The organism is Nocardia sp. NPDC055002 (assembly GCF_053608825.1).
This window is the reverse complement of record NZ_JBSGWE010000004.1, coordinates 105,584-119,194: the sequence shown is the minus strand read 5'-3', so window position 1 is coordinate 119,194 and position 13,611 is coordinate 105,584. Positions and strand designations below refer to the sequence as shown.

Annotated in this window: 11 protein-coding genes; 8 read left to right on the top strand and 3 right to left on the bottom strand. The window is 68.5% G+C overall.

Features of this window, described 5'->3' with window-relative positions:
- The first annotated feature begins 88 nt into the window (after positions 1-88).
- From typA to ACWF99_RS17305, 5 genes are all read left to right on the top strand, one after another.
- A complete protein-coding gene (typA, locus tag ACWF99_RS17325; RefSeq protein WP_358064503.1) occupies positions 89-1,990 on the top strand; it encodes a translational GTPase TypA in 1,902 nt (633 codons plus the stop codon).
- Between the two features lie 152 nt (positions 1,991-2,142).
- Entirely contained in the window at positions 2,143-3,876 is a 1,734-nt protein-coding gene (locus tag ACWF99_RS17320; RefSeq protein ID WP_378638427.1) for an ABC transporter family substrate-binding protein, read from the top strand.
- Positions 3,873-4,754 (top strand): N-acetyl-1-D-myo-inositol-2-amino-2-deoxy-alpha-D-glucopyranoside deacetylase, encoded by an 882-nt coding sequence (gene mshB / locus ACWF99_RS17315; protein WP_452536742.1) that lies wholly within the window; start codon positions 3,873-3,875, stop codon positions 4,752-4,754. The genes ACWF99_RS17320 and mshB overlap by 4 nt, the downstream gene beginning before the upstream one ends.
- A 98-nt stretch (positions 4,755-4,852) precedes the next feature.
- Positions 4,853-6,268 carry an amino acid permease gene (locus tag ACWF99_RS17310; RefSeq protein ID WP_378652316.1) on the top strand — a complete coding sequence of 472 codons (1,416 nt, stop codon included), beginning with the start codon at positions 4,853-4,855 and terminating at the stop codon, positions 6,266-6,268.
- Between the two features lie 10 nt (positions 6,269-6,278).
- Positions 6,279-6,698 (top strand): hypothetical protein, encoded by a 420-nt coding sequence (locus tag ACWF99_RS17305; protein WP_378638206.1) that lies wholly within the window; start codon positions 6,279-6,281, stop codon positions 6,696-6,698.
- Here ACWF99_RS17305 and ACWF99_RS17300 read toward each other — a convergent pair.
- From ACWF99_RS17300 to ACWF99_RS17290, 3 genes are all read right to left on the bottom strand, one after another.
- On the bottom strand, positions 6,688-7,041 hold the full coding sequence (locus ACWF99_RS17300; protein WP_378638208.1) for a DUF1622 domain-containing protein: 354 nt from the start codon (positions 7,039-7,041) through the stop codon (positions 6,688-6,690). The genes ACWF99_RS17305 and ACWF99_RS17300 overlap by 11 nt on opposite strands.
- A gap of 101 nt (positions 7,042-7,142) precedes the next feature.
- Positions 7,143-8,654 (bottom strand): PH domain-containing protein, encoded by a 1,512-nt coding sequence (locus ACWF99_RS17295; protein WP_452537157.1) that lies wholly within the window; start codon positions 8,652-8,654, stop codon positions 7,143-7,145.
- Between the two features lie 35 nt (positions 8,655-8,689).
- Positions 8,690-9,190, bottom strand: coding sequence for a PH domain-containing protein (locus ACWF99_RS17290; RefSeq protein WP_452536739.1), 501 nt, complete (start codon positions 9,188-9,190; stop codon positions 8,690-8,692).
- A 150-nt stretch (positions 9,191-9,340) separates the two neighbouring features.
- On the opposite strand from ACWF99_RS17290, the gene ACWF99_RS17285 reads away from it, so the two are divergent.
- The 3 genes from ACWF99_RS17285 to dapC all read left to right on the top strand — a co-directional run bounded on the left by ACWF99_RS17285 (position 9,341) and on the right by dapC (position 13,494).
- Positions 9,341-11,941 carry a bifunctional FO biosynthesis protein CofGH gene (locus tag ACWF99_RS17285; RefSeq protein WP_378638212.1) on the top strand — a complete coding sequence of 867 codons (2,601 nt, stop codon included), beginning with the start codon at positions 9,341-9,343 and terminating at the stop codon, positions 11,939-11,941.
- A gap of 108 nt (positions 11,942-12,049) precedes the next feature.
- Positions 12,050-12,373, top strand: coding sequence for a ferredoxin (gene fdxA, locus ACWF99_RS17280; protein ID WP_056813450.1), 324 nt, complete (start codon positions 12,050-12,052; stop codon positions 12,371-12,373).
- A 35-nt stretch (positions 12,374-12,408) separates the two neighbouring features.
- Positions 12,409-13,494 carry a succinyldiaminopimelate transaminase gene (dapC, locus tag ACWF99_RS17275; protein WP_452537156.1) on the top strand — a complete coding sequence of 362 codons (1,086 nt, stop codon included), beginning with the start codon at positions 12,409-12,411 and terminating at the stop codon, positions 13,492-13,494.
- Positions 13,495-13,611: the final 117 nt, after the last annotated feature.

Sequence of the window (13,611 nt, the reverse complement as noted above, 5' to 3'; positions counted from 1 at the left end):
GGTCGCGGCGAAGGTACCGGTAGGGTGTAACAGGCCGCGATGCCAGATGAATGCGCGCCAAATACATCAACAGCAGGAGGATTGAGGCGTGTCGTCTTCACGCGATTTTCGCAACGTCGCCATCGTGGCCCACGTCGACCACGGCAAGACGACGCTGGTGGACGCCATGCTTCGTCAGTCGGGCGCGTTCGCTGAGCGAGCCGAACTGGTCGACCGAGTCATGGACTCCGGCGATCTCGAGCGCGAGAAGGGCATCACCATTCTCGCGAAGAACACCGCCGTCCATCGCCATAACCCCGACGGTTCTCTCACCGTCATCAACGTGATCGACACCCCCGGCCACGCCGACTTCGGTGGCGAGGTCGAGCGCGGCCTGTCCATGGTCGACGGCGTCGTGCTGCTCGTCGACGCGTCCGAGGGCCCGCTGCCCCAGACCCGTTTCGTGCTGCGCAAGGCGCTGGCGGCGAAGCTGCCGGTGATCCTGGTCGTCAACAAGACCGACCGCCCGGACGCCCGCATCGCCGAGGTCGTCTCCGAGTCGCACGACTTGCTGCTCGACCTGGCCTCCGACCTCGACGACGAGGCCGCCGAAGCCGCCGAGCTCGCGCTGGATCTGCCGGTGCTCTACGCCTCCGGCCGTGAGGGCAAGGCGTCGAAGGTCGAGCCGGAAAACGGTTCCGCACCCGACGCCGAGAACCTCGACGCCCTGTTCGAGGTGCTGATGGACTACATCCCGGCGCCGAAGAGCAACAAGGACGCGCCGCTGCAGGCTCACGTCACCAACCTCGACGCGTCGGCGTTCCTCGGCCGTCTTGCCCTGGTCCGCATCTACGCGGGCGAGCTGCGCAAGGGTCAGAACGTCACCTGGATCAACGCCGACGGCGCCAAGACGGTCAAGATCACCGAGCTGCTCCAGACGATCGGTGTCGAGCGTCAGCCCGGCGAGGTCGCCGAGGCCGGTGACATCGTCGCCATCGCCGGTATCCCCGACATCATGATCGGCGACACCCTCGCCGATCCGGAGAACCCGGTCGCGCTGCCGCGCATCACCGTCGACGAGCCCGCCATCTCGGTGGTCATCGGCACCAACACCTCGCCGCTGGTCGGCCGGGTGCAGGGCCACAAGCTCACCGCCCGCATGCTCAAGTCGCGCCTGGATTCCGAGCTCATCGGTAACGTCTCGCTGCGCGTGCTCGACATCGGCCGTCCCGACGCCTGGGAGGTGCAGGGTCGTGGTGAGCTGGCGCTGGCCATCCTGGTCGAGCAGATGCGCCGTGAGGGCTTCGAGCTCACCGTCGGTAAGCCGCAGGTGGTCACCAAGCAGGTCGACGGCAAGACCCACGAGCCGTTCGAAGAGCTGACCATCGACTGCCCCGACGAGTACCTGGGCGCGATCACTCAGCTGCTGGCCGCCCGCAAGGGCAAGATGGTGCAGATGAGCAACCACGCCGCCGGCTGGGTGCGCATGGAGTTCATCGTCCCCTCGCGTGGCCTGATCGGCTTCCGCACCGTGTTCCTCACCGAGACCCGCGGCACCGGCATCGCCAACGCCGTCGCCCACGGTTACGCCCCGTGGGCCGGTGAGATCCGCGCTCGCCACACCGGTTCGCTGGTGTCCGACCGCGCGGGCACCGTCACCCCGTTCGCGATGATCCAGCTGGCCGACCGTGGTCAGTTCTTCGTCGAGCCGGGTGCTGACACCTACGAGGGCATGGTCGTGGGCATCAACCCGCGTGCCGAGGATCTCGATATCAACGTGACCCGCGAGAAGAAGCTGACCAACATGCGCAGCGCCAACGCGGACACCTTCGAGACCATGGCCAAGCCGTTGCAGCTCGACCTCGAGCTGGCGATGGAGTTCTGCACCGAGGACGAGTGCGTGGAGGTCACCCCCGAGGTGGTCCGCGTGCGCAAGCTGGTGCTGGGCGCCAACGAGCGGGCCCGCGACCTGTCGCGTCGCAAGGCTCGCGACAAGGCCGCCGCGAACTAGTCGGCAGTAGTGTCGAACGGCGTCGGCCGGGTACCGGAAACGGACCCGGCCGACGCCTTTTCGTTGGCCTGATATCGGCCGGACGGCAGTGGATGGAGGGGTTGGGTAGAGTGCGCAAGGTGAGTCTGGGGCGGCGCGCAGGGTGGCGTGCGATGGTGCTGGCGATGATTGCCTCGACGGCGGTCGTGGCCGGTTGCACGGCGAATCCGCCACCGCCGATCGAGTCCTCCGACTCTCCCAAGACCACCCAGGCCAAGCCGGGCAAGAACACCGTCGTCGTCGCGATCGACGACATCGGGATCGGGTTCAACCCGCATCTGCGCTCGGATCAGTCGCCGGTGACCAGCGCGGTGAGTTCGATGGTGCTGCCGAGCCCGTTCCGCGCCGCGCCGAGCCCCGTGCATCCCGGTCTGGTCGACTGGGTGCCCGACACCTCGCTGATCGTGTCGGCCGATGTGACGGCCCAGGAGCCGTTCACCATCACCTACACCCTGCGTAATCAGGCCAATTGGTCCGATGGCGCTCCGATCGCCGCCGAGGACTTCCGGTTCCTCTGGCAGCAGATGATCAGCCAGCCCGGCGTGGTGGACCCGGCCGGCTACCGGCTCATCTCCGATGTGGCGTCCTCGGGGGGCGGCAAGACGGTGACGGTCACCATGACCCAGCCCTATCCGGCCTGGCGTGAACTGTTCTCGAATCTGCTGCCCTCGCACCTGGTGAAGGACTCGCCGGGTGGGTTCACCAGCGGGCTGGTCGACAAGATCCCGGTCTCGGGCGGCAATTTCACCATCAAATCGGTCGATCGCGGACGCGACGAGATCCTGCTCGAACGCAACGACCGCTTCTGGGGCACCCCGGCCTCCCCGGATCAGATCCAGTTCCGTCGCGGCGGCACACCCTCGCAGCTGGCCGAATCGTTGCGCACCGGCGACGCGCAGATGGCGCTCGTGCACGGCGGCGTGGCGACCCAGGCGCAACTGGCCGCGATCCCGTCGGTGCGGACCACGATCATGCCGCAGGCCCGCGAACTGCAACTCGCGCTCAACGGCCGTTCCGGCGATCTCGCCGATGTGCGGGTCCGCAAAGCGGTGCTCGCGCTGCTCGACCCCGCCCTGCTGGCGACCGTCGGCGCGCAGACCGGCGGTTGGGTGGAACCCGCACGCGCCCAAGTGCTTTCGCCGTCGAGTCCCGGCTATGTGCCCACCGCGCCGCCGCGGATGACCGCCGACGAAGCGTTCGCGCTGCTGGCGGAGGCGGGCTTCGGCCGCGCACCGGAGGCGCAGCAGACCGGTTCGCCCACCTCGCCCGCGCCGCGCCCGCGCTCGGTGGCGCGCAACGGCAAGGGGCTGTCGGTGCGGATCGGCGCCGTCACCGAGGACGCGTCGGCGCTGGCCGTCGCCAACACCGCCGCCGACCAATTGCGCAGTGCCGGTATCGATGCCACCGTTCGCGGCCTGGCCGCCGATGAGCTGTACGGCAAGGACCTCACCGAATCCTCGATCGACGCCATCGTCGGCTGGGAGCTCGCGGGCGGCGACCCCGCCACCGCGCTCGCCTCACGCTACGGCTGCCCGCCCGTCGAGCCGGCCGGCGCCGAAGGTCCCGCGTTGGCCGCGGCCGAGGCGTATCGCAAGGCGCCCAGCAATATCGGCGGTGTGTGTGATCCGACCCTGCAACCCTCGATCGACGAAGCGCTGCGGGGGTTCGAGGTGCCGCGGATCCTGGCCGAATCCGAGCCACGGTTGTGGGAACTGGCGACCGTGTTGCCGATCGTGCAGGACAACGTCGTCGCGGCGGCCGGTCCGCGCGTCGACGGTGTGTCGCTGTCGGGCGCCATCCAGGTCGGCATCTTCGGTGATACAGCACAGTGGCGGAGGATCCCATGACCGAGACCGGCGGCCTGCTCCTGGTCCACGCCCACCCCGATGACGAAACCCTCACCACGGGCGGCACTATCGCGCACTACCGCCGCCGTGGTGTCCCGGTGACCGTGGTGACCTGCACGCTCGGTGAGGAGGGTGAGGTCATCGGTGAACGGTGGTCGCGCCTGATCGCCGCCGAAGCCGACCAGCTCGGCGGATACCGCATCGGCGAACTCACCGCCGCGCTGTCGGCCCTCGATGCGGGCGAGCCGTGGTTCCTCGGCGGCCCCGGCCGGTGGCGCGATTCCGGCATGGCAGGCACGCCGTCGGCGGCGAACCCACGGGCCTTCGTGAATTCCGGTGACGCCGCCGTCGACGCGCTCGTGGCGGTGATCCTCGAACTGCGGCCCCGGGTCGTCGTCACCTACGACCCGCGCGGCGGCTACGGCCATCCCGACCACATCCGCGCGCACGAGATCACCACCGCGGCGGTCGCGGCCGCTGCCGATCAGGGCTGGGACGTCCCCAAGTTCTACTGGACCGTCACCGACGGCGACCTGCTGCGCCAGCACACCGCCGCGCTGGCTCGCCGCACGGTCGATGAACTGCCCGGCGCGCTGCCCGCGGGCTGGCGTCTGCCGGTCGAGGCGGAACTGGCCGCCATGTCGACGAGCGGGGTGACCACCGTGGTCGACGTCTCCGACGCGGTCTCGGCCAAGCGTGCCGCCATGCGCGCGCACGCCACCCAGGTCACCGTCGCGCCGAGTGGCCGGGAATTCGCTCTGTCGAACAACATCGCGCTGCCGGTGCTGCCGGAGGAACATTTCAGGCTGGTGCGCGGCACTCGTGGCCAGGTGGGCGCCGACGGATTCGAGCACGACCTGTTCGCCGGTCTCGATTGAGTCGCTAGCCACAGGGTTGCCATCGCGGATCGGCGCGCGTGCCGGTACCGTTCCGGTGTCCGCGTTCTCGGGTGTTCTCACACGATGGGTGGCGTGTCATGACCGCTGTGGGTGATCGGCCGGATCTCGACGCCGAGGACGCCGGGTATCACAAGTCCCTCGGCAGACGTCAGCTGATGATGATCGCGATCGGCGGGGCGATCGGCACCGGCCTGTTCCTGAGTTCGGGTGGCAGGCTGGCCAGTGCGGGGCCCATGCTGTGGGTCGTCTACGCGGTCTGCGGTGTGTTCGTGTTCTTCATCCTGCGCGCACTGGGCGAGCTGGTGCTGCACCGGCCCACATCCGGTTCGTTCGTCTCCTACGCGCGCGAATTCCTCGGGGAGAAAGCCGCTTTCGTCGCGGGCTGGATGTATTTCCTGAACTGGTCGATGACCGGCATCGCCGACTCGACCGCCATCGCGCTGTACTTCCACTACTGGCAGCCGATGACCTCGGTGCCGCAATGGGTGCTGGCGCTGATCGCCTTGGTGATCGTGCTGATCGTGAACCTGGTGAGCGTCAAGGCATTCGGTGAGCTGGAGTTCTGGGCCGCGCTGGTGAAGGTGACCGCGCTGTGTGCCTTCCTGGTGATCGGCACGGTGTTCCTGCTGGGGCGCTTCACCATTCGTGGCGAACAGACCGGGCCGCCGATGATCTCCGAGCACGGTGGCATGTTCCCGACCGGCATTCTGCCGCTGGTGCTCGTCACCTCGGGCGTGATCTTCGCCTATGCCGCCGTCGAATTGGTCGGTACGGCGGCGGGGGAGACCAAGGATCCCGAGAAGCTGATGCCGCGGGCGATCAACTCGGTGATCCTGCGGATCGCGGTGTTCTACGTCGGATCGCTGCTGTTGCTCGGACTCCTGCTGCCGTACACGTCCTATCACGCGGGGGAGAGCCCGTTCGTCACGTTCTTCGCCGCGCTCGGCGTGCCCGGCATCGGATCGCTGATGAACATCGTCGTGCTCACCGCGGCGTTCTCCAGTCTCAACGCGGGTCTGTATTCGACCGGGCGCATCCTGCGTTCGATGTCGATGCGCGGTAGCGCCCCTCGGTTCACCTCGGTGATGAGCAGCCACGGTGTGCCCTACGGCGGGATCCTGCTCACCTTCGGCATCGCGCTGCTCGGAGTGGTGCTCAACGGGTTCGTTCCGGATCAGGCCTTCGAGATCGTCTTGAATGTCGCCTCGCTGGGCATCCTGGCGTCGTGGGCCACCATCGTGCTCTGTCAGTTGCGGATGTGGCACCTGTGGAAGCGGGGGCAGCTCGAGCGGCCCGCGTTCCGGATGATGGGCGCGCCGTACACCGGCTGGGCCACGCTGGCCTTCCTGTGCACGGTGCTGGTCCTGATGGCGATCGACCGCCCGGTCGGCACATGGACGGTGGCGAGCCTGCTGCTGATCGTGCCCGCGCTGCTGATCGGCTGGCGGTTCTCCCGGGCGCGCGCGGCACAGCAGACCGCTTCGGCCGAATAGACTCACGCGCATGGTGACCGATCGCGATCAGCCCACCGCCGTGCTGCGGTCCGCACGCATCTCCGGCGTGGCGGATCCGCTGATCTCGGGTCTCATCGTCGTGCTGCTGCTGGTCGACGCGCTGATCACCCTGGCCGTCGAAGTGCTGTTCCTGCCCCTGTACATCGGCTCGCTGGCGTTTCCGGTGGTGGCGCTGTTCGCCGCACCCATCAACATCGCGCTGGTCTACGGCATGGAATCGGTGACCGACCGGATCGGCTTCACCTTCGCCCCGATCGTGGTGTGGGTCTTCGGGTTCCTGGTCTGCGCCTCGCGCGGCCCCGGCGGTGACATCATGCTCGGCAGTGACGGCCGCACCCTGTTGTTGTTCGCCTGCGGTGTGCTCGCGCCCGCGGGGTACATGTACTACCGGTCGAACGTCAGCCGGTAGCTTTCGTCTTCTGCCAGGGCCAGCGCCCGGTCAGTTCGAGTTCGAGCGAGTAGCTCAGGAACGTCCGCACCAGCACGATCAAGGCCAGCACACCCACACTGGTGAACGTCGGTGCGATGGCGACCGTGCGGATGATGTCGGCCGCGACCAGGAATTCCAGTCCGAGCAGGATCGCCCGGCCGAGCCCGCGCCGATAGGTGCTGTAGGCGAGCTCGAACTCCTCGTGCCCGGCCAACTGTCGCAGGAAGCGGACCGTGCCCACGAACGCGCCGATGACGATGGCCGCGACGCCCGCGGCGTCCAGCACCTTGCCCGCGTTCTCGATAACCTCGGTGAAATGCACGAATCACCCCTAGCGTCAGCGGCACGGCGATCGAATCGAACGCTACGCCGCGTCGCTGGCGTCCGCGCCGCTATCGGGCTCGGCGGGTCTTGCGGACCTTGTCAGCGTTTGCCGAGTCCGCCCGGGGTCACTTCTTCGATCAGGGCCGCGGCCTGATCGATCGGGATGTCGACCACCCGGTAGGCCTTCTTGCCCGCGGCGGTGGCCGCGACGACGGTGGCGAGTCCGGCCCGGCGCTGCCAGTAGGTCTGTCGCACAGTCCATCCGATGATGCCCGGCGCTTCGAGACAGTCCCGATTGCGGTCGAGGCTGCCGCGACGGGTGATCAGCCAGGTCGGGCCGGTGGTGCCGGGGAGCACGCGGTGGCCGAGGCCGCGGTAGCGGTCCTCGGCGAGCAGGGCCATGACGACGGCGAAGACCACCGGGAAGGTCCAGGCCCACGGTGCCGGCTGACCCCCCGTGAGCACGACGGCGAGCATGGCGACGACAACGATTCCGACGGGCCACGCGGCGCGGGTGTAGCGGCGACGGCGGGCGGCGGGTCCGTGCCTGCGCAGCTCGACGGTGCCGAGGGCGGAACCGGTGATCGGTTGTGGCGTGGCCGAATCGGCCGATGCTCCGGCCCGCGGGCCCCGGCGGCTGCGCAGTAGTTCGTCGAGGGTGCGTTCGACGGCGACGCGTGGCGCCTGGGGAAGGATCTTCTGGCGCGGGTTCTCGCCGGTCATGATCATTTCCAGCTGGGCCGCCCGGGCGGCGCGCAACAGGAGCGGTTCGTTGAGGGTGGCGCCACGGAAGCGGGCCAGGTCGAGGGTGATCTGGCGGGTGGTGAACAGCCCGTGGCGCAGGTGCAAGGTGGTGCCGTTGTCGAGCACACGCAGGCCGAACCAGGTGGCGAGGTACTGGCCGCACGCGGCGAGGCTCACCAGCGCCAACGTCAGCACGGTCAACCCCGCGATGGTGATCGTGACGATCGCCGCGGTGTCGTCGTCGAGGTGCTGCACGACAGCGCTTTCCGACAGCACGTCGATCACCCCGTACTGCGCGCCGAGCCCCGCGATGGGTGCCACGACAGCCAGTCCGGTCAGCGACAGCGGCGCGTAGCGCACCCAGGCCGCCCGCCAGTGCCCGATCTCCACCCCGGACTCGGCGAGCGCGTCAGGGCGCGAAACATGGGGCGCTCCGGCCGCGTCGACGTGGTCGGGCGCGTGTTGGCCGGTGTGGGAGAGCAATTCGGCCCGCAGCGCCGGGATCTGACTCGTATCGAGCGCGTCGAGCTTGAACTCCTCGCCCTTGTCGGTCTGCTTGCCGGTACCGATCGCCAGCACCGCCAGCCCCAGCACCCGGTGCAGCAGGTCGGCTTCCACGTCCACCGACCGGATGCGCGGCCTCGGCACCGACAGGGTCCGGCGTGCCACGATTCCACTGCGCAGCTGCACGTGATCGGCGTCGATCCGATACGACGTCGTGAACCAGCGCGCGACACCGAACGCCGCGACCAGCACCACCGGGATGAGACTCCACAGCGGGTTGCCGCTGGTCGTGCCGACGATGATCGAACCGAGCAGCACCGGAATGTATTTCATGATCTCGTTGACCGGATACACCAGCAGCATGCGCGGGTCGAGGCGCTGCCATTCGACGGGCTGGATCACGTCGCGTCCCCGCGGTGCTGCGCGGCGATCGCGGTCAGCCGCAGCACCGTCTCCTCGGCCACCGGCAGGTCGAGCGCACTGATCTTCACCGCCCCGGCCGACGACGCGGTGGTCACGGTGACCGTCGCCAGCCCCAGGATCCGTTCCAGCGGCCCACGCTCGGTGTCCACGGTCTGCACCCGCGAGATCGGCGCGACCCGTGACTCCTGATCCAGCCACCCCACCCGCGTGTACACGGCCTCATCGGTCACCTCCCACCGATGCACCGCGTACCGCCACAGCGGGATCACCACGACGGCGAGCACCGCGAGCACCACGAGCGCCAGCCCGGCGAGCACCTGCCAGCCGCGACGGTCCCCGTCGAGCACCGCCCACACCCCGAGCACGACGACCGACACCACCACGCCGATCGCGTTCTCCAACGCCCACAGCAGCTTGGCCTTCGAACTCGGACGCCAGGCCGGTTCGGCCAGGATGGTGGAACGCGGCAGTGACATGCTGCCCATGGTTCCATGCGCGTGCGACGGTTTCACCCCGTCGGGAATACGCGTGGTCACGGTGGAGGTTGTCGTCGGACAAGGACGACCACGCCGCGCCCGCCACGGGCCCGTGACCAGCCGACCACACGTCCGGGGAAGAAGTAGCGCATGATCGACGGGGTGACCGACCTTCCGAAGCCGAGCGTTCCGATGTCGCCGCCGAGTCCCGCCGCGATGCGACGGGCCCTGCGCCGAGCCCGCGACGGCGTCACGTTGAACGTCGACGAGGCCACCGTCCTGCTGCATGCCACCGGCGACGACCTCGCCGACCTGTGCGCCAGCGCCGCCAGAGTCCGCGACGCGGGCCTGGAATCGGCGGGCCGCCCACGCACGATCAGCTATTCGCGCAATGTGTTCATCCCGCTCACCAAGCTGTGCCGCGACAAGTGCCATTACTGCACGTTCGTCACCGTGCCCGGCAAGCTGCGCGCCGAGGGCAAGGGCATGTTCCTCGAACCCGACGAGGTGCTCGAGATCGCCCGCCAGGGCGCCGCCCTGGGGTGCAAGGAAGCGCTGTTCACCCTCGGTGACCGGCCGGAGGACCGCTGGCCAGAGGCCGCGCAGTGGCTCGACGAGCGCGGCTACGACTCCACCCTCGACTATCTGCGCGCCGTCTCCATTCTCGTGCTGGAGGAGACCGGCCTGCTGCCGCATCTGAACCCCGGCGTGATGAGCTGGAACGAGATCTCGCGCCTCAAGCCCGTCGCCCAGTCCATGGGCATGATGCTCGAAACCACCGCCACCAGGCTGTTCACCGACAAGGGCGAATGCCACTACGGCAGCCCCGACAAGGATCCCGCGGTCCGGTTGCGCTCGATCACCGACGCGGGCAGGCTCTCGGTGCCCTACACCACCGGCATCCTGGTGGGCATCGGCGAGAATCTCACCGAGCGCGCCGAGTCGATCATGGCGATCCGCAAGCAGCACAGGGAGTTCGGGCACATCCAGGAAGTGATCGTGCAGAACTTCCGCGCCAAGGACGACACCGCCATGCGCGATGTTCCCGATGCGGGCGTCGCGGAGTTCCTGGCGACCGTCGCGGTGACGCGGTTGCTGCTCGGCCCCGATGTTCCGGTGCAAGCCCCGCCGAACCTGGTGTCGCACAGTGATTGCCGGGCGCTGATCGACGCCGGCATCGACGATTGGGGTGGGGTGTCGCCGGTGACGGTCGACCACGTCAACCCCGAACGCCCGTGGCCGAATCTGGACACCCTGCGCGAGATCACCGAGGCGGCCGGGTTCACCCTCGTCGAGCGCACCTCCGCGCACCCGAAATACGTTCGCGCGGGCCATCCCTGGATCGATCCCCGGATCGGCGCGCACGTCGACGCGCTCACCGACCCCGCGACGGGCCTGGCCAGGCCCGAGGCCGTGCCGGTCGGCCTGCCGTGGCAGGAACCCGACGAGTCGTGGGATTCGGTCGGCCGTGTCGACCTGAACACCGCCATCGACACCGAGGGACGAAACACCGACAGCCGCAGCGATTCCGGGCTCGGTCAGGAAGTCGTCGGCGCGTTCGGCGACTGGGAGACGATTCGCGAACACGCCCGCGACCTGGCCGTCGTCGCGCCCGAGCGTCTCGATTCCGAGGTGCTCGACGCCCTGCGCGCCGCGGAGAAGGACCCGGCGGGTCTGACCGACGATCAGTACCTGGCCCTGGCCACCGCCGACGGCGCGAACATGGAAGCCGTTGCCGCACTGGCCGACTCGTTGCGACGCGAGGTCTCCGGCGACGAGGTCACCTACGTGGTGAACCGCAATATCAACTTCACCAATATCTGCTACACCGGCTGCCGCTTCTGCGCCTTCGCCCAGCGCAAGGGCGACGCGGACGCCTTCACCCTCAGCACCGACGAGGTCGCCGACCGCGCGTGGGAGGCCCACGTCGACGGCGCCACCGAGATCTGCATGCAGGGCGGCATCGATCCCGAACTCCCCGTCACCGGCTACGCCGACCTGGTCCGCGCCATCAAGGCGCGGGTGCCGTCGATGCACGTCCACGCGTTCAGCCCGATGGAGATCGTCAACGGCGCCTCGCGCGGGGGCCAGAGCATCCACGACTGGCTGTCGGCGCTGAAGGAGGCCGGATTGGGCTCGATCCCCGGAACGGCCGCCGAAATCCTCGACGACGAGGTCCGCTGGGTGCTCACCAAGGGCAAACTCCCCACCTCGGCCTGGATCGAGGTCATCACCACCGCGCACAAGCTGGGCATCCCGTCGAGCTCGACGATGATGTACGGACATGTGGACAACCCGAAGCACTGGGTGGGCCACCTGCGGGTGCTGCGCGGCATCCAGGACGAGACGGGCGGCTTCACCGAGTTCGTCCCGCTCCCGTTCGTCCACCAGAGCGCACCGCTCTACCTGGCCGGCGCGGCCCGGCCGGGCCCCACCAACCGCGACAACCGCGCGGTCCACGCGCTGGCCCGGATCATGCTGCACGGCCGCATCCACAACATCCAGACCAGCTGGGTGAAACTGGGTACCCTCGGTACCCAGGCCATGCTCACCGGCGGCGCCAACGATCTGGGTGGCACGCTGATGGAGGAGACCATCTCCCGGATGGCCGGTTCCCAGCACGGTTCGGCGAAAACCGTCGCCGAGCTCACCGAGATCGCGGCGGGCATCGACCGTCCGGTCCGCGAACGCACCACCACCTACGGAGTGGTGGAAGCCAAACCGGCACCGTTGCCATTGGCTATCGGATGATTGTCAGTGTGAGTTAGGGCAGGCTGACCTGGGAGTAATGTGGGCGGTCGGGATAGTGTTTCGTGGGCGGAGTAACCCCGCAGGTGAGGACAGACTAGGAGAACGGCAGTGCCGTACATCATCGCTGAACCGTGCGTTGACGTGAAGGACAAGGCGTGCATCGAGGAATGCCCCGTGGATTGCATCTACGAGGGCGGTCGCATGCTCTACATCCAACCCGACGAGTGCGTGGACTGTGGTGCGTGTGAGCCGGTCTGCCCCGTGGAGGCGATCTTCTACGAGGACGACACTCCGGATCAGTGGAGCGGTTACATCAACGCCAACGTCGACTTCTTCAACGAGCTGGGATCCCCCGGTGGCGCGACCAAGGTCGGTGTGGTCGATTTCGACCCCGCCTTCATCAAGGCGCTGCCCCCGATGGCCGAAGAGTGAGCGCAGGGGTGCCCACCCAGAGCCGGAAGGGCCGGGTGAGCGGCCTGCTGCCCGATTTTCCCTGGGACACCATCGCGGCGGTCAAACAGAAGGCGGCCACCCACCCCGGTGGCCTCGTCGACCTGTCCGTGGGTACACCGGTGGACCCGGTCGATCCGCTGATCCGGGCGGCCTTGGGTTCGGTGGCGGCTGTTCCCGGCTATCCGACCACGCACGGCACCCCTGAGCTGCGCTCCGCCGCCGTCGCTGCGTTGGCGCGCCGGTTCGGCGTCACCGGCGTCGACCCGGCGGCGGTGCTGCCGGTGCTCGGCACGAAAGAGCTCATCGCCGGGCTGCCGCGACTGCTCGGTGTCGGCACCGACGATCTGGTGGTGATCCCCGAGATCGCCTATCCGACCTATGAGGTCGGCGCGCTGCTGGCGGGCGCGAAGCCTTGGCGCGCAGACGGTCTCACTCAGGTCGGTCCGCAGAATCCGGCGCTGATCTTCGTGAACTCGCCCTCGAACCCCACCGGCAAGGTGCTGCCCGTCGAGCACTTGCGCAAGGTGGTGGCGTTCGCGCGTGAGCGCGGCGCGATCGTCGCGTCCGACGAGTGCTACCTGGGCCTGACCTGGGAGGGCGAGGCCGTGTCGATCCTCGACCCCCGCGTCTGCGACGGTGACCACACCGGCCTGCTGGCCATCCACTCCCTGTCGAAGACCTCGAACCTGGCCAGCTACCGTGCCGGTTTCCTCGCTGGTGACCCGGAACTCGTGGCCGAGCTGCTCGAGGTGCGCAAGCACTCCGGCATGATCATGCCGTTCCCGATCCAGGCCGCGATGACCGCCGCGCTCAGCGACGACGTGCACGAGGCCGAGCAGCGCGAGCGTTACCGTGCCCGCCGCGAAATCCTGCGAAAAGCTTTGACGCAGGCGGGTTTCCGCATCGACTTCTCCGAAGCCGGTCTGTACCTGTGGGTTACCCGCGGCGAGCCCTGCCGCGTCACCCTGGACTGGCTCGCCGAACGCGGAATCCTCGCCGCCCCCGGCGATTTCTACGGTCCCCGTTCGCCCGAGCACGTGCGTATCGCCCTCACTGCCACCGACGAACGCATCGCCGAAGCGGCCGCACGCCTGTCCTGAACGCCGTCCGCACGAACCGCTGGGTAGATCGCGCCCAGCGGTTCGCGCTGTCCGCCGCGGCCGATATCGTGTGGACACAGGGGCGGTAGCTGTCCTGCACAAGATCGAGAGGCACAG